This is a genomic window from Streptomyces sp. NPDC104371 (assembly GCF_055583785.1).
Genome location: NZ_JBVJNF010000005.1, coordinates 218,026 through 239,101, shown reverse-complemented (window position 1 = coordinate 239,101; position 21,076 = coordinate 218,026). Strand labels below are relative to the sequence as shown.

Annotated in this window: 14 protein-coding genes; 3 read left to right on the top strand and 11 right to left on the bottom strand. The window is 68.9% G+C overall.

Annotation, left to right across the window (positions count from 1 at the left end; translation table 11 throughout):
• Positions 1-76: 76 nt before the first annotated feature.
• Entirely contained in the window at positions 77-481 is a 405-nt protein-coding gene (locus tag ACZ60T_RS18110; protein ID WP_469666755.1) for an NTP pyrophosphohydrolase, read from the top strand.
• 17 nt (positions 482-498) lie between these two features.
• Here the strand turns inward: ACZ60T_RS18110 and ACZ60T_RS18105 are convergent, their stop codons facing one another.
• The 9 genes from ACZ60T_RS18105 to ngcE form a co-directional block, all read right to left on the bottom strand.
• Complete coding sequence (locus ACZ60T_RS18105; RefSeq protein WP_469666754.1) at positions 499-1,989, bottom strand: amino acid permease; 1,491 nt, start codon at positions 1,987-1,989, stop codon at positions 499-501.
• Positions 1,990-2,134: 145 nt separating this feature from the next.
• Positions 2,135-4,069, bottom strand: coding sequence for a 1-deoxy-D-xylulose-5-phosphate synthase (gene dxs, locus ACZ60T_RS18100; RefSeq protein ID WP_469666753.1), 1,935 nt, complete (start codon positions 4,067-4,069; stop codon positions 2,135-2,137).
• Positions 4,070-4,243: 174 nt separating this feature from the next.
• Entirely contained in the window at positions 4,244-5,539 is a 1,296-nt protein-coding gene (locus ACZ60T_RS18095) for a sugar ABC transporter permease (RefSeq protein WP_365623606.1), read from the bottom strand.
• A complete protein-coding gene (locus ACZ60T_RS18090) occupies positions 5,536-6,327 on the bottom strand; it encodes an ATP-binding cassette domain-containing protein (RefSeq protein ID WP_252426241.1) in 792 nt (263 codons plus the stop codon). Before ACZ60T_RS18090 ends, ACZ60T_RS18095 begins: the two co-directional genes overlap by 4 nt.
• 208 nt (positions 6,328-6,535) lie before the next feature.
• Positions 6,536-7,639 carry an ABC transporter substrate-binding protein gene (locus ACZ60T_RS18085; RefSeq protein WP_469666969.1) on the bottom strand — a complete coding sequence of 368 codons (1,104 nt, stop codon included), beginning with the start codon at positions 7,637-7,639 and terminating at the stop codon, positions 6,536-6,538.
• Positions 7,640-7,772: 133 nt separating this feature from the next.
• Positions 7,773-8,972, bottom strand: a complete 1,200-nt coding sequence (locus tag ACZ60T_RS18080) for an ROK family transcriptional regulator (RefSeq protein WP_365623608.1) — start codon at positions 8,970-8,972, stop codon at positions 7,773-7,775.
• A 294-nt stretch (positions 8,973-9,266) separates the two neighbouring features.
• Positions 9,267-10,193, bottom strand: coding sequence for a carbohydrate ABC transporter permease (locus ACZ60T_RS18075; protein WP_469666752.1), 927 nt, complete (start codon positions 10,191-10,193; stop codon positions 9,267-9,269).
• A gap of 2 nt (positions 10,194-10,195) precedes the next feature.
• Complete coding sequence (locus ACZ60T_RS18070; protein WP_469666751.1) at positions 10,196-11,122, bottom strand: carbohydrate ABC transporter permease; 927 nt, start codon at positions 11,120-11,122, stop codon at positions 10,196-10,198.
• Positions 11,123-11,198: 76 nt separating this feature from the next.
• Positions 11,199-12,662 carry an N-acetylglucosamine/diacetylchitobiose ABC transporter substrate-binding protein gene (gene ngcE / locus ACZ60T_RS18065; protein ID WP_469666750.1) on the bottom strand — a complete coding sequence of 488 codons (1,464 nt, stop codon included), beginning with the start codon at positions 12,660-12,662 and terminating at the stop codon, positions 11,199-11,201.
• A 419-nt stretch (positions 12,663-13,081) separates the two neighbouring features.
• Between ngcE and ACZ60T_RS18060 the strand changes: the two genes are divergently transcribed.
• Positions 13,082-16,474, top strand: a complete 3,393-nt coding sequence (locus tag ACZ60T_RS18060) for a GH92 family glycosyl hydrolase (RefSeq protein WP_469666749.1) — start codon at positions 13,082-13,084, stop codon at positions 16,472-16,474.
• Positions 16,475-16,596: 122 nt separating this feature from the next.
• Positions 16,597-16,959: a hypothetical protein gene (locus ACZ60T_RS18055; protein ID WP_365623618.1), complete on the top strand. Its 363-nt coding sequence runs from the start codon at positions 16,597-16,599 to the stop codon at positions 16,957-16,959.
• Positions 16,960-17,048: 89 nt separating this feature from the next.
• Here ACZ60T_RS18055 and acnA read toward each other — a convergent pair whose 3' ends face one another.
• Together acnA and ACZ60T_RS18045 are read right to left on the bottom strand one after the other, a co-directional pair.
• Entirely contained in the window at positions 17,049-19,766 is a 2,718-nt protein-coding gene (gene acnA / locus ACZ60T_RS18050; protein ID WP_365623620.1) for an aconitate hydratase AcnA, read from the bottom strand.
• Between the two features lie 368 nt (positions 19,767-20,134).
• Positions 20,135-21,016 carry a LysR family transcriptional regulator gene (locus ACZ60T_RS18045; RefSeq protein ID WP_469666747.1) on the bottom strand — a complete coding sequence of 294 codons (882 nt, stop codon included), beginning with the start codon at positions 21,014-21,016 and terminating at the stop codon, positions 20,135-20,137.
• Between the last annotated feature and the right edge of the window lie 60 nt (positions 21,017-21,076).

Here is a 21,076-nt window from a genome sequence, read left to right as displayed (position 1 = left end):
AGGCGGCGTTCATCCGTTCACGCGCGCGTGACGGACGCCGTCGCCGGGGTCGCGCGCTCCGTGTCAGGCTGAGGGCATGGACGGATCCGAAGGCGTGGAGCGGGGCGAGGCGGCCCCGACACTGCTCGTCGTCGACGGCGCGAACGTCGTCGGCTCCGTGCCGGACGGCTGGTGGCGGGACCGGCGGGGTGCCGCCGAGCGGCTGCGGGACCGGTTGGTGCCCCGCGCGGAGTCAGGGGTGCCGGGACATCCCGGGCCCCTGGAGGTGGTCCTCGTGGTCGAGGGCGCGGCCCGAGGTGTCGCCTCCGTGCCCGGTGTACGGGTCGAGGACGCGCCCGGCAGCGGGGACGATCACATCGTCGCGGTGACCGCCCGCGCCGCGGGACGAACCTGCCTCGTCATCACGGCGGACCGGGAACTGCGCCGCCGCGTACGGGAGTTGGGCGCGGAGGTGGCCGGGCCGCGTACGGTGCTCGACTGACGGCCCCGCCTTGAGTCCTACTTCGCCGGGGCCGCCTCCCGCTCGGCCAGGCGGCTGTGCGAGCGGCCGTAGAGGGCGTACACGAAGACGCCGATGACCAGCCAGATCGCGAACCGCAGCCAGGTCTCGGCGGGCAGGTTCAGCATCAGCCACAGCGAGGCGCACACCGACAGGATCGGTACCCAGGGCACGAACGGTGTGCGGAACGAGCGGGGCAGGTCGGGGCGGGTCCGACGCAGGATGACCACGCCGATCGCGACCACGATGAACGCGAAGAGCGTGCCGATGTTGACCAGTTCGGCGAGTTCGCTGAGGCTCGTGAAGCCCGAGACGATGGCGATGATCACGCCGAGCAGGATGGTCGGCCGGTGCGGGGTCTTGAACCGCGGGTGGACATGGGAGAAGAAGCGCGGCAGCAGCCCGTCACGGCTCATCGCGAAGAACACACGGGTCTGGCCGAGCAGCAGGATCATGCAGACGGAGGTCAGACCGACGGCGGCGCCGAAGCTGATCACGCCCGCGTACCAGGGGTGCCCGGCGGACTTGAAGGCGTCGGCCAGCGGGGCGTCCACGGACAGATCGGCGTAGCGCTGCATCCCCGTGACGACGATCGACACCGCCACGTACAGCGTGGTGCAGATGAGCAGGGAGCCGAGGATGCCGCGCGGCATGTCCCGTTGCGGGTTCCTGGTCTCCTCCGCCGCCGTGGCCACGATGTCGAAGCCGATGAAGGCGAAGAAGACGACGGACGCGGCGGTGAAGATGCCCATCACCCCGAAGTTGGACGGCGCCCAGCCGAACATGAGCTGGATCAGGGGGGCTTTGAGGTTGCCGCCCGCCGGGACCGGCTGGGGCGCGGGGATGAACGGCCGGTAGTTGGCGCCGCTGACGAAGAACGCGCCCGCGACGATCACGATCAGCACCACGGTCACCTTGACGGCGACGACGAGTTGGGTGACCCGCGCCGAGAGCTTCACACCGACGACGAGGATGACGGTGAGCGCCAGGACGAGCGCGGCGGCGAGGATGTCGAAGCCGAACCCGTGCGCGCCCTCCCGGCTGCTGAGCGCGGCGGGAAGATGCCAGCCCGCGTTGTCGAGCAGCGAGCGGATGTACCCGGACCAGCCGACCGCCACCACCGCCGTGCCCAGCGCGAACTCCAGGACCAGGTCCCAGCCGATGATCCAGGCGGGCAGTTCGCCCAGCGTGGCGTACGAGAACGTGTACGCGGAACCGGCGACGGGGACCGTCGAGGCGAACTCCGCGTAGCAGAGCGCGGCCAGCGCGCAGACGACCCCGGCCACGACGAAGGCCAGGGAGACCGCGGGGCCCGCGTTCTCCTTGGCCACCTTGCCGGTCAGGACGAAGATGCCGGTGCCGATGATGACCCCGACGCCGAAGACGGTCAGATCCAGGGCGGACAGGGTCTTCCTGAGCGCGTGCTCGGGTTCCTCGGTGTCCTGGATCGACTGCTCGACGTTCTTCGTCCGGAAGAGGGCACTGCTCACGGGCTTCCTCCCACGCTCGTCGTCCCCGACATGATCGAGAGGGGGCGTGCCCCATATGCCCTCAAGCAGGGGGATTCACGCGAATGGGCCGGTTCCGCCACCGGAAAGGATGGCGGAACCGGCCCGAGGAGACCTGTGGGTCGGGTCAGTCGCGCGCGGACTCGACCGCGTCCGCGGTCCGCGCGGCGCCCGCGCGGTCGAACCGGCCGTCGAGCTTGGAGACCAGCCCGGTGACCTGGCGGGCGATGTCCGGCGCGGTCAGACCGATCTCCGCGAGGATCTCCTTGCGCAGGGCGTGGTCGAGGAAGCGCGGCGGGATGCCGAAGTCGCGCAGCGGGACGTCGACGCCCGCGTCGCGCAGCGCCTGCGCGACCGCCGAACCGACGCCGCCGACACGGGAGTTGTCCTCGACGGTGACGACCACGCGGTGCCGCTCGGCGAGCGGGGCGAGGGCCTCGTCGACGGGCTTGACCCAGCGCGGGTCGACGACGGTGGTGGAGATGCCCTGCTTGTCGAGGAGGTCGGCGATCTCCAGGCACATCGGAGCGAACGCGCCGACGGAGACCAGCAGGACGTCCGGGACAGGGGCGTCGGCCTTGCGCAGTACGTCCATGCCGCCGACCGTGCCGACCGCGGGGACGGCCGGACCGACGACGCCCTTGGAGTAGCGCACCACGGTCGGCGCGTCGTCGACGTCGACGGCCTCGCGCAGTTGGGCGCGCAACTGCTCGGCGTCGCGCGGGGCGGCGATCCGGAGGCCCGGGACCACCTGGAGCATCGACATGTCCCACATGCCGTTGTGGGAGGCGCCGTCGTCGCCCGTGACACCGGCCCGGTCGAGGACGAAGGTCACTCCGCACTTGTGCAGGGCGACGTCCATGAGGACCTGGTCGAAGGCGCGGTTGAGGAAGGTCGCGTACACCGCGAAGACGGGGTGCAGTCCACCGGTGGCGAGGCCCGCGGCGGAGACCGCGGCGTGCTGCTCGGCGATGCCGACGTCGTAGATGCGGTTCGGGAACGCCTCCGCGAACTTCTTCAGGCCGACCGGGTGGAGCATCGCCGCGGTGATGCCGACGATGTCGTCGCGCTCACGGCCGAGCTTGACCATCTCGTCGCCGAAGACGGAGGTCCAGCTCGCGGCGGCGGCCTTGATGGGCAGGCCCGTGTCGGGGTGGATGGGGCCGATGCCGTGGAAGCGGTCGGCCTCGTCCTGCTCGGCGGGCTTGTAGCCGCGGCCCTTCTCGGTCAGGCAGTGCACGATGACCGGGCCGCCGAACCGCTTGGCACGGGCCAGCGCGGACTCCAGGGCCTCGATGTCATGGCCGTCGATCGGGCCGACGTACTTCAGGCCCAGGTCCTCGAACATGCCCTGCGGGGCGATGAAGTCCTTCAGGCCCTTCTTGGCGCCGTGCAGGGTCTCGTAGAGCGGGCGGCCGACGACGGGCGTGCGCTCCAGCACCTCCCTGGTGCGGGCGAGGAACTTCTCGTAGCCGTCGGTGGTGCGCAGGGTGGCCAGGTGGTTGGCGAGGCCGCCGATGGTGGGGGAATACGAGCGCTCGTTGTCGTTGACGACGATGACCAGCGGACGGTCCTTGGCGTCGGCGATGTTGTTGAGCGCCTCCCAGGCCATACCGCCCGTGAGGGCGCCGTCGCCGATGACGGCGGCGACATGGCTGTCCTTCTTGAGGAGCTGGTTGGCCTTGGCGAGGCCGTCGGCCCAGCCGAGGACGGTGGAGGCGTGCGAGTTCTCGATGATGTCGTGCTCGGACTCGGCACGCGAGGGGTAGCCGGACAGCCCGCCCTTGCTGCGCAGCTTGGAGAAGTCCTGGCGGCCGGTGAGCAGCTTGTGGACGTAGGCCTGGTGGCCGGTGTCGAAGAGGACCTTGTCCCGCGGGGAGTCGAAGACACGGTGGAGGGCGATGGTGAGTTCGACGACGCCGAGGTTCGGGCCGAGGTGGCCGCCGGTCTTGGAGACGGCGCCGACGAGGAAGGTCCGGATCTCCTCTGCCAGCTTGTCCAGCTCCTCCAGGTTGAGCCGGTCCAGATCGCGCGGTCCCCTGATGCGGGTCAGCAGCGGCACCCGTGCCTCCTTGAAGTCGAGCTGTTATAGAGCTGTCGCCGGGGTGAGTCTAATGTTCCGCCTGCGCGGATCACGGGCGGGTCTCGTATTCCAGGCCACGCGTCCGACCGCACAGGCCGGTGCCCGGTACCGCTCGGGGTACCGGGCACGGACAAGGGCCTTACGACCGGTGGGTCACGCGCGACCCGCGGTCTTCTGGGTCTTGCGGGTGATCGAGTCGATCACGACCGTGGTGAGCAGCACGCCCGCCGTGATCATGTACTTCACGGGCTCCGCGATGGACTCCAACTGGAGGCCGTACTGGATCGAGACGATCACCATCACGCCCAGCAGGGCGTTCCAGGTGCGCCCGCGCCCGCCGAAGAGGCTGGTGCCACCGATGACGGCGGCGGCGATCGCGTTCATCAGCAGGTCACCGGTACCGGCGCTCTGGTTGGCCGAGGCGATCTTGGAGGCCAGGAAGAGGCCGCCGATGGCCGCGAAGAGTCCGGAGATCGCGAAGCAGGAGATCCGGATGGCCGTGACGTTGATACCGGCACGGCGCGAGGCCTCGACACTGCCGCCGAGCGCGAAGACCTTGCGGCCGTACGTGGTGCGGCGCAGCAGGAAGTCGGTGAGCACCAGGAAGGCCAGGAAGATCACCGTGGCCAGCGGCAGGCCCTTGTACTGGTTGTACATATAGGCCGCGGCGAAGGAGACGACCGCCAGCAGCACCGTACGCAGGACGGTCTCGCTGAGCGGGCGGGTCGGGACGCCCGCGGCCTCACGGCGGCGGTTGCCCAGGTAGGAGGTGGCGAAGAACACGACGACCACGAGCGCGGCCAGACCGTAGGCGGCTGCCACGTCGGCGAAGAAGTACGTCGTGAGCTGGCCGATGAGACCGTCGCTCTTGAGGTTGATGGTGCCGTTCTCGCCCAGCACCTGGAGCATGAAGCCCAGCCAGAACAGCAGACCGGCCAGGGTCACGGCGAAGGCGGGGGCGCCGAGCACCGCGAAGAAGAAGCCGTGCACCGCGCCGATGGCCGCGCCGGCCGCGACGGCCGTGAGCACGGCGACCCACTCGGGCCAGCCCTGGTTGACGGCGAACACGGCCGTGAGGGCGCTGGCCGCACCACTGACCGAACCGACCGACAGGTCGATCTCGCCGAGCAGCAGCACGAAGACGATGCCGACCGAGATCATGCCCGTGCCGACCATCGTGATGGTGATGTTGCTGATGTTCTCGGCGGACAGGAAGGCGGAGTTCAGGCTCTGGAAGATCACACAGATGGCGATCAGGCCGACGATGACGGGCAGCGAGCCCAGGTCACCGGCGCGCATCTTGCGCTTGAACTCCCCCACATAGCCCGCGAGTCCCTGCTCGCGCACCAGGAGGCGGGGGTCGACCGCGGTCACCGCGGCAGCGGCGGCCTCGGGGTTCTCGGCGGTCCGCGCGTCCTGCGGTGCCTCGGAGGTCTTGTCGGTACTCACTGGGAATCCTCCCCGTTCGCGCGCGCCGCACGGCGGGTCACCGCGTTGTCCGTGGCGCCGGTGATGGCGGAGATGATCTCCTCCTGCGAGGTGGTCTTCACCTCGAAGACGCCGTTGTTGCGGCCGAGGCGGAGCACCGCGACCTTGTCCGCCACGGCCTTCACATCGGCCATGTTGTGGCTGATGAGGATCACCGCGTGGCCGCGCTCCCGCAGCCGTTCGATCAGGTCCAGGACCTGGGCGGTCTGCTCGACACCGAGGGCCGCGGTGGGCTCGTCGAGGATGACCAGCTTGGGGTCGCCGAGCATCGAGCGGGCGATGGCCACGGTCTGGCGCTGGCCGCCGGAGAGCGAGGCGATCGGGATGCGCACGCTCGGGATGCGGATCGACAAGGTGGTGAGCAGCTCGCGGGCGCGCCGCTCCATCTCGACCTCGTCGAGGACGCCGCGCCGCGTCAGCTCACGGCCGAGGAAGAGATTGCCGACGACGTCGATGTTGTCGCACAGCGCGAGGTCCTGGTAGACCGTCGCGATGCCCAACTGCTGGGCGTCGTTGGGCTTGTTGATCTGGACGGTCTTGCCGTCCCATTCGATGGCGCCTTCATCGATGGGGTGCACGCCGGCGATCGTCTTGACCAGCGTGGACTTTCCGGCGCCGTTGTCGCCGACCAGGGCGACCACTTCACCGGCGTGGACTTCAAGCTCTACGTCGGTGAGCGCCTGAACGGCACCGAACCGCTTGGAGACCCCGCGCAACGCCAGCACGGGCGTAGCGGACACGTGAACCATCTCCTTCGCCGCCTGACCCGGCGGAAGGTTGTGCAGAGTATGGGGGAAGGGTTCCCCTCCGGCGCCCCGCCATGAGCTTGCGGGGCTGGTGAATGCGGGGCGCCGGGGGGAGTCTCGGTGCGACAGGGCGAACGCCGCCTGTCGGAGCACCCGTCCCGTACGGGAATTCAAAGGGGAAGTCCCGTACGGGGATAGGGGCTTGGACCGGTTACTTCAGACCGATCTTGTCGCAGTCCTTCTTGTACTGCGCGGTGCAGATCTCGGCGGTGGTGTAGATGCCGTCCTTGAGGACCGTGTCCTTGATGTTCTCCTTGGTCAGCGCGACGACCGGGACCAGGAGCGAGGGCACCTGCTTGACGGTCGGGCTGTCGACCTTGTCCTTGGCGATGGAGTCCAGCGACTTGCCCTGGGCGAGGAGGACGGCCATCTCCGCGGCGACCTCCGCCTCCTGCGGGTAGGACTTGTAGACGCTCATGAACTGCTCACCGGTGACGATGCGCTGCACACCCGCGAGTTCGGCGTCCTGGCCGGTGACCGGGACACCGGAGATGCCCGCGGCCTTGAGGGCGGTGATGATGCCGCCGGCCATGCCGTCGTTGGCGGAGTAGACACCGACGATGTTCTTCTTGCCGATCGCCGAGATCGCCGCCTCCATGTTGGAGTTGGCGTTGTCCGGCGACCACTCCTTGGTGTCGTACTCGCGGCCGATCGTGACGTTGCCGTCGAGGACGGAGTGGGCACCCGTCTTGAACTGCTTGGCGTTGGGGTCGGTGGGCGAGCCGTTCATCATGACGATCTTGCCCTTCTTGGCGTCGCCGCCCAGGGCCTTGAGCAGAGCCGCGCCCTGCGTCTTGCCGACCTCGGTGTTGTCGAACGAGGTGTAGGCCTTGATCGGGCCCTCGGCCAGGCGGTCGTACGCGACGACCGGGATGCCCGCGTCATCGGCCTTCTTGATCGAGTTGGCGATCGCCTTGGAGTCGACAGCGTCGATGATCAGGACGTCGACCTTGCTCGTGATCATGGTGTCGACCTGCTGCGCCTGGAGGTTGGCGTCCTGCCGGGCGTTGTTGTACTCCAGCGTGGCCTTGTCGCCCGTCAGCTCCTTGATCTTCTTCTCGATCAACGGCTTGTCGAACTTCTCGTACCGCGCGGTCTTGTTCTCCGGCAGCAGCAGGCCCACCTTGATAGCGTCACCCTTCTTCTTCGCGCTCGACGAAGAAGAAGAGTCGCCACCCGACTCCTTGGCGCTGCCACAGGCGGCCAGCGAGACGGCCATCGCACCCACGGCAACAGCAACGGCGGCACGACGCATACGCGTGTTCACTTCAGAAACCTCCCTGACGAGGCCGCGACGGTGCGGCCGAGGTGACAGGAAGTCAAGTCGGCCATACGTACGACGTCAAGAAGTAAATCCTTAACGAGATGGCAACGATGCCATCCGTTCTCTAAGTGAAGGCAGGGGAATTGGGGGACAGGGTTCCGTCCAAAAGGGTCGAATCGCCCATCTCGCTGAGCGCGAGAGCGAGTGCGCCGAGCACTTCGGCGCGGCCTCCGAGCGCGCCCGGCAGCACCGAGACATGACGGGCGGCGCTGGGGATCGCGTACCGCCCGACCGACTCGCGGATGGGGCCGAGCACCAGCTCCCCGGCCTCGGCGAGGTCTCCGCCGAGGACCACCCGGCTGGGGTTGAGCAGATTGCAGAGGTTGGCCACGCCGCTGCCGATGTGGCGGCCCACGTCGGCGATCACCCGGCGGCAGCCCGGGTCGCCCTCCCGCGCCAGCCGGACGACGCCCTCCATGGTCAGATCGGGGCCGTGACCGGGCTTGAGCAGCGGCAGGACGTACCCCGCCGCCGTGAACGTCTCCAGGCAGCCGCGGTTGCCGCAGCGGCAGACGGGACCGGACTCGTCCAGGGTGATGTGGCCGATCTCCCCGGCGGTGCCGCCGGGGCCGCGGTAGATCTTCCCGTCGATCACCAGCCCGGCGCCGACCCCGCTCGCGACCTTGATGTAGGCGAGGTCCTTGACCCCTCGGCCGCTGCCCCAGACCAGCTCACCGAGGGCGCCGAGGTTCGCGTCGTTGTCCACGTACGCCGGGACGCCGAGCCGTCGGCGCAGCTCCTCGGCGGGTCTGGTGCCGGACCAGCCCGGCAGGATCGCGGTGGAGCCCAGCGTGCCCGACTCGACGTCGATCGGTCCGGGCACGCCCAGGCCCACGCCCGCGACCTTGGCGCGGTCCACCCCGGTGGCCTGGATCAGCCGGTTGACCAGCTCTTCCGCGCGGTCGAAGCCCTGCTCGGCGGACGCGTCCACATCGAGCGGCTCGGACTCCTCGGCGAGCACCTGATGGGCGAGGTTGCCGACCGCGACCCGCAGATGGGTGTGCCCGAAGTCGACGCCGATCACGATCCCCGCGTCACCGCTGAGGGAGACGCTGCGGGCCCGGCGACCGCCCGCCGACGTGGGCGTGACCTCGACCGTTCCGCCGTCCTTCAGCTCCCGCACGATGTTGGAGACGGTCGCCGCGGACAGGCCCGTCGTCCTGGCGATCTCGGCCTGTGTGAGCGACCCGGCAAGGCGCACCGCACGGACGACGCGCTCGAGATTTGCCCGGTGCAGCGACGACTGCGACCCCGGAGTCTCCATCGACTCTCCACTCCTGCCCTCGGCCCGGCGGCCGGGAGGCCACCGGTGTGCCCCAGGCCACTTCCTCGGGACCCGGGTCACGTACAAGTTGTGAACTCCAAAGTCCGCTGAACGGGTTACCGCAGTCAAGTCCTTGACGGAAATCGGGTGGCGGGCAGGGCATGGATGGCCAGGACATGACGATGCCGCCCCGTGGTCGAGGGGCGGCATCGGTGTTTTGACTTGTTCGGTTCCCTTACGGCGGATCCTCGCGGCGGATCCCTTGGGGCGCTTGCCCCGCGGGGCCTTCGCGGGCTACTTCAGGGCTCCCGCGGTGAGCCCCTGGACCACCTGGCGCTGGAAGATGATGTACGCCGCCAGCACCGGCAGCATGGCCATCACCAGCCCCGCGAAGAGGCCGGACCAGTCACCCTTGTAGCCCTGGCTGGCCGCGAGCTGGACCAGCCCCTGGGTGAGCACCCGCTTGTCCGGGTCCGTGTTCAGGACCGTCGGCAGCATGTACTGGTTCCACTGGCCCAGGAAGTTGAAGATCCCCACGCTGATCAGTCCCGGCTTCGCCATCGGCAGCATGATCTGGAAGAACGTCCGGGCGTGCGAGGCCCCGTCCACGAACGCGGCCTCGGCCACCGAGGTCGGCAGCGAGCGGAAGAACGCGGTCAGGAAGAAGACCGTGAACGGCAGCGAGTAGGCGATGTAGACGAGGATCAGACCGTGGATCGTGTTCAGCAGGCCCATGTTGTTCACGACGTAGAACAGCGGGACCAGCGCCAGCATGATCGGGAAGCTCATGCCCGCGATGAACAGGTAGTAGATGAACCGGTTGCCCGGGAAGTCGAAGCGCGCCAGGACGTACGCGGCCATCGAGCCGAGCACCAGCGTGCCGATGAGCGAACCGCCCACCACCACCACGGTGTTGAGGAAGTAGCCGCTCATGTTGGCGTCGGTCCACGCCCGCGACCAGTTCTCGAAGTGCAGCGTGTCCGGCAGCGACCAGGGCGAGCTGAAGATCGAGTTGTCGTCCTTGAAGGACGTCAGCACCGCCCACAGCAGCGGCATGCCCACCATGAACGCCCACAGGATGAGCATGCCGTGCGAGAAGACGTTGAGGACGGCGCCGTCCTTCTTGCGCCGCGGCGCCGGGCCGGGCGGCCCGGGGTCGGTCTTGGTCACCGTGGCGCCGGGCTCGGCCGGGAGCGGAGCGGGGGTCTCGGTTGTCTTCATGGTCAGTACTCCAGCCGCTCGCGCCGGCCCAGCTTCATCACGAGCGCCGCGAACAGCAGCGTCACGACGAGCAGGGCGACACCGATCGTGGTTGCGTAGGCGGCCTGACCGTCGCGGAAGGCCTTCTGGTAGACGTACAGCACCAGGACGGTGGTCGAGTAGTCCGGACCGCCCGGCCCGGTCGTCATGATCTGTACGACTGCGAACGACTCCGCGCCCAGGGCCAGGATGCCCATGTACACCCAGCCGGACTGCACGGTGTCCCACAGCAGCGGCAGGGTGATCCTGAAGAACGTCGTGGCGCGCCCCGCCCCGTCGAGCAGCGCCGCCTCGTAGAGATCCGCCGGGATGGAGGCCATACCGGCGGAGAAGAGGACCACGAAGAAGCCGACCGTGGACCAGACGAGGACCGCCATCACACACCACAGCGCGAGGCTCGGGTCACCGAGGAACAGCGGCTGCACGCTGCCGAGCCCGATGCCGCGCAGCAGCGAGTTGATCGCCCCGGTGTCCGGGTTGTACGCGAACGCGAACAGCAGCGCGACGATGGCGATGGAGAGGACCTGGGGGAAGAAGTAGACGATCTTGTAGAAGGACGAGCCGCGTACGCCGGAGATCGCCGGGCCGCCCTTCCGCCGTCGGCCGCCCACGTTGATCATGAAGGAGAAGAACAGCGCCAGACCGATCGTCACCAGCGGCACCAACAGCGCGAAGAGCAGGCTGTGTTGAAGCGACTTCCAGAAGACGTCGTCGTGGAACATCCTCGTGTAGTTGTCGAAGCCCACCATCTTGAAGTCCGGGCTCAGCCCGGTCCAGTCCGTGAACGAGTAGTAGACGGACTGGATGAAGGGCCATATGACGAAGATCGCGTACAGCCCGAGGGGGATGGTCAGGAACCCCACGATGAACCGGTACTTGCCGTGCTGCATTGCTACCGACCCCGATTTCGCCGCATCGCCGCCGCCGTCGGCCGCGTGAACGGCCGACGGCGGCGGTGACGGATCGTCACTGGTGCTTGTAGTGCTTGATCGACGGGTCCTTGGCGGCCTCGTCCGTGAAGGCCTGGATCTTCTTGATCGTCTCGGCCGGGGTGAGGCGGCCCGCCATCATCTCGCCGAGGCAGGCCGTGCCGATCTGCTCCTTCTCGAGCTTCACGTACCAGTCCTGAAGCCGCGGGTTCAGGACGTTGTCTCCCGCCTTCTCCAGCGCGGCCACACCGGACTTCAGGCCCGGGGTGAGGTCGATGCCCGTGGTGCCGCCGTTGAACGCCGACAGCGACTTGACCTTGGCGGTGAAGTTCTTCGAGGACTCCTCGCTGAGCATGATGCGCAGTTGCTCCATGCCGCCCGCGGGGTTCTTCGCCTGGGCCGGGACGATGAAGGGCTCGCCACCGGAGGCCCAGATCGTGCCGAAGGGCAGCTTGTCGGAGGAGTCGATGCCCGAGGGCGCGGAGACGGCGAGGTCGAAGTCGGCCGGGATGACGTTCGCGGACTCGTTCTCCACCCAGGAGCCGTTCGGAAGGAACAGCGCCTCGCCCTTGGCCCAGGCGGTCTGCGACTGGATGTGGTCGAGACCGGGGGTGCCCTTGAGGATGTAGCCCTTCTGGTACAGCTCGTAGTACGCCTCGAAGCAGGCCTTGACCGCCGGGTGCTTCCAGGCGTTCGGCTCCAGGTTGTCGATGGCGTCGAGGACCTCGCGCCCGCCGACCTTGCCGATCATCGGGTACAGCGAGAAGGGGATGTAGTACGGGTACTTGCCCGCGTACGTCCAGCCGGCCATGCCCTTCTTCTTGGCCTTGGCGCAGACCTTGAGCATCTCGTCCCAGGTCTCGGGGTACTTCTCGTCGAGGGAGTCCAGGGCCTTCTGCGAGTACCAGACGCCGTAGACGGTGTAGGCGTAGTACATGATCCAGACGGGGGCGCCGTCGAACTGGCCCATCTCGACGATGCCCGGCCGCAGTGTGTCGCGGACCTTCTTGTTCGGGTCGTCGTAGGACGGCGCGTCGAGGAGCGGGGTGAGGTCGGCCAGTTGCTTCTTGCCGACGAGGACACCCATGTCCATCTGCTCGGCGCCGGAGTTGTCGATGAGGTCCGGCGGGTTGCCCTGGTTGAAGCGGGGCTGAAGGACGGTCATGATCTTCTGGGTGGCGGAGAACTTGGTCTTCGCCTTGGGGAAGTTCGTCTGGTAGATCTTGACCGCGTCCTCGGCGTACTCCTTGCCGAAACCGCCGTCGAAGAGGACGAACTCCATCTGCCCGGTGTCGTCCGCGCCCAGCGGGTTCTTCGCGGTCTTCTTGCCGGTCTTGGGCTTGTCGTCCTTGCCGCCGCCTCCGCTGCTGGCGCAGGCGGACAGGAAGCTCATCGTGGGCACGGAGACCAGGCCGAGTGCGGCGGACCGCTTGATGAGGTCGCGTCGGCCGACGCCCCCGGTGGTGGTGCTCTCATGGTGCTCGCCGGAAGTGGATCCCATGCTCAAGTCCTCGCCTTCTCCAGGACTCAGGCGGTGAACCGGATCCTCCCCGGCACCGCGATGATGGTGAAGCTCGGGTCGTGCATGAGGGATTCAGTGGGACGGCGCCACAGCCGGTCGTGCTCGGCCGGTCGACCGTCTTCCGATTCCCCCCGGTCGTGCCTGCCCGCGACCGCCGTTCGGCTGGTGATGGCTGCCCGGACGCCGACAGGTATAGTCCACTTCACGTGAGCTGAGCAAGATCGAGCGCAAGGTTGGCTCCGTGCTTTTCGAAGTTGAGACCTCGCGGAAACACGAAACGCCCGCGCGTCCCGTCGAACGGGATATCCGCCACATAGGGCTCGAATGGCACACTCAACACCGTGACATCACAGACCACTTGGTCCCTGTCGGATCCTCGCGCAGTCACGATGACAACGTTGTCTCGCCCTTTACCCGCGCAGGGAGCCCGTTCGCGTAGGCACCGGCCACGGGGCCGCTGGGCCTCCACCGCGCTCGTGGTCGCGGTCGCCTACGCGGTGCTCGTGACCGCTCAGGGCGCGGCGGTGGCGACCACCACGCAACACACCCCCTCCGCACAGGAGTTCGCCTCCTCGTTCGAACCCGGTGACCCCGCGCCGACGTGGGTGGACACCCCCGACACCGCGGCCGACGGCGCGCGGCGGTCCTCCGGTGTGACCGACGGGCCCGGCACGGGCATGCGCTCGACGGTGGACCACGGCCCGCGCAACTCCCCCACCGACAAGGCGAACGCGGGCTTCACGGGCAGGTACGCCCTGCGGTACGCGGGAGCGCACACGGCGCGCGGCCGGGCGTACGCGTACAACAAGATCTTCCACGTCGGTCTGCGCGTCGACCGCGACACCCGACTCTCGTACCGCGTCTTCCCGTCGATGGCGGACGGGGTCCGGGACTACGCGGCCACCTACGTCTCCGTCGACCTCGTCTTCACCGACGGCACCTCGCTCAGCGACCTCGGCGCGCTCGACCAGCACGGCTTCCCGCTCAGTCCGCGGGGGCAGGGCGCGGCGAAGGTCCTGTCCGTCAACCAGTGGAACGACGTGGTCGCGCGGATCGGGTCGGTCGCGGCCGGGAAGACGGTGGACCGGATCCTGGTGGCCTACGACGCGCCGAAGGGACCCGCCAGGTTCCAGGGCTGGCTGGACGACCTCGCCCTGAGGTCCGTACCGCCCGAGAAGCCGAAGGCGCATCTGTCCGACTACGCGCTGACGACGCGCGGCACCAACTCCAGCGGCACCTTCTCGCGCGGCAACACCCTCCCCGCGACGGCCCTGCCGCACGGCTTCACCTTCTGGACACCGGTGACCGACGCGTCCTCGCTGAGCTGGCTGTACGAGTACGCGCGGGGCAATGGCGCCGCCAACCTGCCGACGATCCAGGCGTTCAGCGCCAGTCATGAGCCGAGTCCGTGGATGGGTGACCGGCAGACGTTCCAGGTGATGCCGTCGGCCGCGGCCGGCACCCCGGACACCGGTCGCACCGCGCGGGCGCTGGCGTTCCGGCACGAGCGGGAGACCGCGCGTCCGTACTACTACGGAGTCACCTTCGAGAACGGCCTGCGGGCGGAGATGGCGCCGACCGACCACGCGGCAGTACTGCGGTTCACCTATCCCGGCGACGACGCGAGCGTGCTCTTCGACAACGTGACGGCGCAGGGCGGGCTGACCCTCGACAAGGCGAACGGGACCGTCACCGGCTTCTCGGACGTGAAGTCCCCTCTGTCGACAGGGGCGACCCGGCTGTTCGTCTACGGCGTGTTCGACGCGCCCGTGACGGACGGGGCCGCCTCGGGGGTGAAGGGGTATCTGCGGTTCAGGCCGGGCGCCGACCGCACGGTGACCCTTCGGCTCGCGACCTCGCTGATCAGCGTGGACCAGGCGAAGGCCAATCTGCGCCAGGAGGCCCCGGACGGCACGTCGTTCGAGGAGGTGAAGGAGCGCGCCCGGCAGGCCTGGGACCAACTGCTCGGGAAGGTCAAGGTCGAGGGAGCGACGCCGGATCAGCTCACAACGCTGTACTCGTCGCTCTACCGCCTGTATCTGTACCCCAACTCGGGCTTCGAGAAGGTGGGTTCGGCCTATCGCTACGCTTCCCCCTTCTCCCCCGCGACCGGTGCGGACACGCCCATGCGCACCGGGGCGAAGATCGTCGACGGCAAGGTGTACGTCAACAACGGCTTCTGGGACACCTATCGGACCACATGGCCCGCGTACTCACTTCTGACGCCTCGTCAGGCAGGCGAGCTGGCCGACGGCTTCGTGCAGCAGTACAAGGACGGCGGCTGGACGTCCCGTTGGTCCTCACCCGGATACGCCGACCTGATGACCGGCACGTCCTCGGACGTGGCGTTCGCCGACGCCTACGTCAAGGGTGTGCGATTCGACGCGCGGGCCGCCTACGACGCGGCCGTCAAGAACGCGACGGTCGCGCCGCCCTCGTCCGGGGTCGGCCGCAAGGGCATGGTGACCTCGCCGTTCCTCGGCTACACCACCACCGCCACCGGCGAGGGCCTGTCGTGGGCGATGGAGGGCTACATCAACGACTACGGCATCGCGCGGATGGGCCGGGCGCTGTACAAGGAGACCGGCACGAAGCGCTACGCGGAGGAGTCGGCGTACTTCCTGAACCGCGCCCGCGACTATGTCCGCCTCTTCGACCCGAGGGTCGGCTTCTTCCAGGGCCGGGACGCCCGAGGTGCCTGGCGGCTGGACCCGGCGCACTACGACCCGCGGGTGTGGGGCGGCGACTACACGGAGACGAACGGCTGGGGCCTCGCCTTCACGGTCCCGCAGGACAGCCGGGGCCTCGCGAACCTGTACGGCGGACGGGCCCGGCTCGCGGCCAAGCTCGACCGGTACTTCACCACGCCCGAGACGGCCTCACCCCGGTTCGCGGGGTCGTACGGCCGCGTCATCCACGAGATGACGGAGGCACGGGACGTCCGGATGGGCATGTACGGGCACTCCAACCAGCCCGCGCACCATGTGATCTACCTGTACGACGCGGTCGGGCAGCCGTGGAAGGCGCAGGCGAAGGTCCGCGAGGTCCTCTCCCGGCTGTACACCGGCAGCGAGATCGGGCAGGGCTACCTCGGCGACGAGGACAACGGTGAACAGTCGGCCTGGTATCTGTTCTCGGCGCTGGGCTTCTATCCGTTGGTGATGGGCAGCGGTGAATACGCCGTCGGATCACCGTTGTTCACCAAGGCGACGGTGCATCTCGACAACGGCCGGGACCTCGTCGTCAACGCGCCGGAGAACAGCGCGAAGAACGTCTACGTCCAGGGGCTCAAGGTCAACGGCACGGCGTGGACGTCGACTTCGCTGCCGCACGCGCTGCTCGCCCGCGGCGCGGTGCTGGACTTCGCCATGGGTCCGCGGCCGTCGGCCTGGGGCACGGGGAAGAACGCAGGGCCGGTCTCGATCACCCAGGACGACAAGGTGCCGTCCCCGCGTACGGACCGACTGCGGGCCGAGGGACCGTTGTTCGACAACACGTCGGCGACCGAGGCGAGCGTGACGAGCGTGGATCTGCCGGTGGCGGCCCGCACCAAGGCGGTGCAGTACACCCTGACGTCCCCGGCCGACCACACGCGGGCCCCGACAGGCTGGACGCTGACGGCCTCGGAGGACGGTACGCGCTGGACGACGCTGGACCGGCGCGAGGGCCAGGCCTTCGCCTGGGACCGGCAGACGAGGGTGTTCTCGATCCCGCGCCCCACCGCGCACACGCGCTACCGCCTCGTGCTGGACAAGGCGTCGACCCTCGCGGAGGTGGAACTGCTGGCCTGACGGGAGGTCACGCAAGGTCACTCGTGGGGGCGGTGTTCCCGGCGCCGGGCCGCGCGAGGGCAACCCTGGTGCTCTCGTGGTCATCTAGCTAACGAACGCAATGACCGGGGAGAGGGCGGGCTGTGCACGGTTCCGGTGCGGACGGTGGCCGCGAGAAGGGCACCGCCGGTTCCTGGTGGGCGCCCGCGGTGGCGAACCTTCTGATCGGCGCGGTGGCGATCGTTCCCGGCCTGTGCGTCCGATGGCTGTTGACCGGACATGAACTGACCCGCTGCGCCGACCGGTTGGGCTGCAAGGAGCCCGCGGGCAACACCCTCGGTATGACGCTCGGCGCGGTGCTGGGCGGTGCGTTCGTCGTCGGGATGGTGCTGGTGGTGGATGTCCTCATACCGTGGCAGGAGGGCAGACGGCCGCATCTGTGGCTCGGCATGACGGCCCTGGTCCCCGCACCGTTCGTGATCGCCCAGGCCGCGGGGTGGATCTAGGGCCTGTCGCGAGAGTCCCGCCCCCCTACACGTAGGTCGAGGGCCGCACCCCCTGCGGGATGCGGCCCTCAACTGCCCTGCCGGACCGCTTACTTGCGGATCAGGCTGCGCAGCACGTACTGCATGATGCCGCCGTTGCGGTAGTAGTCGGCCTCACCGGGGGTGTCGATGCGGACGACCGCGTCGAACTCGACGCCCGTGTCGGTGGTGACCTTGACCGTGCGCGGCGTGGTGCCCTCGTTCAGCTCGGTGACGCCGGAGAAGGAGAAGGTCTCCTCGCCGGTCAGACCGAGGGAGTCGGCCGAGGCGCCCTCCGGGAACTGGAGCGGGAGCACGCCCATGCCGATGAGGTTCGAGCGGTGGATGCGCTCGTACGACTCGGCGATGACGGCCTTGACGCCGAGCAGCGCGGTGCCCTTCGCGGCCCAGTCACGGGACGAGCCGGAGCCGTACTCCTTGCCCGCCAGGACGACCAGCGGGGTGTTCTGCGCGATGTAGTTGCGCGAGGCGTCGTAGATGAAGGAGACCGGCGCGCCGTCCTGGGTGAAGTCGCGGGTGTAGCCGCCCTCGGTGCCCGGCGCGATCTGGTTGCGCAGCCGGATGTTGGCGAACGTACCGCGGATCATCACCTCGTGGTTACCGCGGCGGGAACCGTAGGAGTTGAAGTCGCGACGCTCGACGCCGTGCTCGGTGAGGTACTTGCCGGCCGGGGTGTCGGCCTTGATCGCACCGGCCGGGGAGATGTGGTCGGTGGTGACCGAGTCGCCCAGCTTGGCGAGGACACGGGCGCCCGCGATGTCCTGGACCGGCGCCGGCTCCATCTCCATGCCCTCGAAGTACGGGGGCTTGCGGACGTAGGTCGACTCCGCGTCCCACTCGAAGGTGTTGCCGGTCGGGATCGGCAGCGCCTGCCACTGGGCGTCGCCCGCGAAGACGTCCTGGTAGGACTTGTTGAACATGTCCTCGCCGATGGCGTTGGCGACGACGTCGTTGACCTCGGCCTCCGAGGGCCAGATGTCCTTCAGGTAGACCGGGTTGCCGTCCTGGTCGGTACCCAGCGCCTCCTTGGTGATGTCCATCTTCATGGAACCCGCGAGGGCGTACGCGACCACCAGCGGCGGGGAGGCCAGGTAGTTCATCTTGACGTCGGGGTTGATACGGCCCTCGAAGTTCCGGTTGCCGGAAAGGACCGAAGTGACCGCGAGGTCGTGCTCGTTGACGGCCTTGGAGACCTCCTCCGGCAGCGGGCCGGAGTTGCCGATGCAGGTGGTGCAGCCGTAACCGACGAGGTTGAAGCCGACCTTGTCCAGGTACGGCGTCAGGCCCGCCTTGTCGAAGTAGTCCGTCACGACCTTCGAGCCCGGGGCGAGGGTGGTCTTGACCCACGGCTTGCGGGTCAGGCCCTTCTCGACCGCCTTCTTGGCCACCAGGGCGGCGGCGACCATGACGTACGGGTTCGAGGTGTTGGTGCAGGAGGTGATGGCGGCGACCGTCACCGCGCCGTGGTCCAGGGTGTAGGTCGTGCCGTCGGGGGCCGTGACCTGCACCGGGTTGGACGGCGTGCCGTTCGGGTGGAGGGCCGGGGCGTCGGAGGCCGGGAAGGACTCCACGCCCGCCTCGTCGACGGTGTCGACGTAGTTGCGGACGTCCAGCTTGAACTGCTCGGCGGCGTTGGCCAGGACGATACGGTCCTGCGGGCGCTTCGGGCCGGCGATCGAGGGCACGACGGTGGACAGGTCCAGCTCGAGCTTCTCGGAGAAGTCGGGCTCGGCCTTCGGGTCCAGCCAGAGGCCCTGCTCCTTGGCGTAGGCCTCGACCAGCGCGACCTGCTGCTGGCTGCGGCCCGTCAGGCGCAGGTAGTTCAGGGTCTCGCCGTCGATCGGGAAGATCGCGGCGGTGGAGCCGAACTCCGGCGACATGTTGCCGATGGTGGCGCGGTTGGCCAGCGAGGTGGCGGCGACGCCCTCGCCGTAGAACTCGACGAACTTGCCGACGACACCGTGCTTGCGGAGCATCTCGGTGATGGTCAGCACCAGGTCGGTGGCGGTGGTGCCGGGCTGCAGCTCACCGGTGAGCTTGAAGCCGACGACGCGCGGGATGAGCATGGAGACCGGCTGGCCGAGCATCGCGGCCTCGGCCTCGATGCCGCCGACGCCCCAGCCGAGGACGCCGAGGCCGTTGACCATGGTGGTGTGCGAGTCGGTGCCGACGAGGGTGTCGGGGTACGCCTGACCGTTACGGACCATGACGGTGCGGGCCAGGTGCTCGATGTTCACCTGGTGGACGATGCCGGTGCCCGGCGGGACGACCTTGAAGTCGTCGAACGCGGTCTGGCCCCAGCGCAGGAACTGGTAGCGCTCGCGGTTGCGGCCGTACTCCAGGTCGACGTTCTGCTTGAAGGCGTCGCTGGTGCCGAACTTGTCCGCGATGACGGAGTGGTCGATGACCATCTCGGCCGGGGAGAGCGGGTTGATCTTCGCCGGGTCGCCGCCGAGCGCCGCGACGGCCTCACGCATGGTCGCGAGGTCCACGACACAGGGCACGCCGGTGAAGTCCTGCATGATCACGCGGGCCGGCGTGAACTGGATCTCCTGCGACGGCTGGGCCTGGGAGTCCCAGTTGCCGAGGGCGCGGATGTGGTCGGCGGTGATGTTCGCGCCGTCCTCGGTGCGGAGCAGGTTCTCCAGCAGGACCTTGAGGCTGTACGGCAGGCGGGCCGAGCCCTCCACCTTGTCCAGCCGGAAGATCTCGTACGACTCGTCGCCCACCTGCAGCGTGCTGCGGGCGTCGAAGCTGTTCGCCGACACGACAGTCTCCTTCATTGATGTGCGCGTACCACCGCAATCCTGCCGCCACGCGTCTCGGTCGACCCGCTAAGGTAAGGGTAAGTTAGGTAACCCTTACCGGAATGGCGACGGCGGTGCCTTCGGCAGATATCTCGATGTCGAGATAACTCTAGTACATAGGCGCGAGATGGTCATGCCGGAACCCGCTGGGCCGTCCTCGTACCGGGCGAGCCGTTCGACGCGTCCGCGGCCGGGAGTGGTGGCCGATCCGGCCGGGCGGCGTGTCGGCTGCCGCGGCCGGGAGCGGTGGCCGATCCGGCCGGGCGGCGTGTCGGCTGCCGCGGCCGGGAGCGGTGCCGATCCGGCCGGGCGGCCCGTCGGCCCCGTTGTCAACTCCGGCTCAGCCGCCGCGCGATGGCCTCCAGCAGCTCGTCCAGCGCCGCCTCGTGAGTCCGTCCCCGAGGCCGGGCCAGCCCCACCCGGCTCGGTGAGACGCCGCGGACCGGGCGGAACACCACGTCCGGGTGGGAGTAGAAGCGGGCCGCCGACACCGGGGCCAGCGCCACGCAGCCGCCCGCCACCGCTCCGAGCCATTCGTCGGGACGGCTGGTGACGGCGCCGACCCGGACGGGGCGCCCCTCCCGCTCCTCCGCCGCCAGCCAGTGCTCCCTCCAGGCTCCGGTCCCGGCTCCGGCCGCGACGAACGACTCGTCCCACAGCTCCCGGAACTCCACCGTCTCGCTGTTCGCCAGCGGATGCCGAGCCGGGAGCAGCACCCCACGCTCCTCGACGAACAACTCCCGTACCGTCAGGTTCTCCTGCCCCGGGAACGGCAGACGCACCACTGCCGCGTCCACCTCGCCCCGGGCCAGACCGGCGCTCGGGTCCGACCAGTCGAACTGCCGCAGTTCGACCCGCCACTCCGGCCGCGCCCGGCGGAACTCGGCGATGACCTCGGGGACGGCGCCCACCGCGCCCGCGTCCAGGAAGCCCAGGCGCAGCACCCGCGCTGCCCGGCCGGTCGCCCGCACCGCCTCGTCCCAGCCGTCCAGCAGCGCGGGCAGCCGCGAGGCCAGCTCACGACCGGCCTCGGTCAGCGCCATCCCCGACCGCGAACGCGTGAAGAGCCGTACCCCGAGATCGTCCTCCAGGCGCCGGATCTGCTTGGTCAGCGCGGGCTGCGAGACGAACAGCCGCTCCGCCGCCCCGGTCAGGCTGCCCTCCTCCGCCACTGCGGCGAAGTACCGGAGCAGGCGCGTGTCCACATCCATGCCACCAGGTTATAGAAGCAGGTATTGGACGGTGCGGAAGCGCCCGCGAAGACTGAAGGC

What these genes read in the sequence shown, in the direction of transcription:
- ACZ60T_RS18045 (WP_469666747.1), bottom strand. Translation starts at nt 21,016, where the DNA reads ATGGATGTGGACACGCGCCTGCTCCGGTACTTCGCCGCAGTGGCGGAG.
- ACZ60T_RS18080 (WP_365623608.1), bottom strand. Translation starts at nt 8,972, where the DNA reads ATGGAGACTCCGGGGTCGCAGTCGTCGCTGCACCGGGCAAATCTCGAG.
- ACZ60T_RS18110 (WP_469666755.1), top strand. Translation starts at nt 77, where the DNA reads ATGGACGGATCCGAAGGCGTGGAGCGGGGCGAGGCGGCCCCGACACTG.
- ACZ60T_RS18075 (WP_469666752.1), bottom strand. Translation starts at nt 10,193, where the DNA reads ATGAAGACAACCGAGACCCCCGCTCCGCTCCCGGCCGAGCCCGGCGCC.
- ACZ60T_RS18070 (WP_469666751.1), bottom strand. Translation starts at nt 11,122, where the DNA reads ATGCAGCACGGCAAGTACCGGTTCATCGTGGGGTTCCTGACCATCCCC.
- ngcE (WP_469666750.1), bottom strand. Translation starts at nt 12,662, where the DNA reads ATGGGATCCACTTCCGGCGAGCACCATGAGAGCACCACCACCGGGGGC.
- ACZ60T_RS18090 (WP_252426241.1), bottom strand. Translation starts at nt 6,327, where the DNA reads ATGGTTCACGTGTCCGCTACGCCCGTGCTGGCGTTGCGCGGGGTCTCC.
- ACZ60T_RS18085 (WP_469666969.1), bottom strand. Translation starts at nt 7,639, where the DNA reads ATGCGTCGTGCCGCCGTTGCTGTTGCCGTGGGTGCGATGGCCGTCTCG.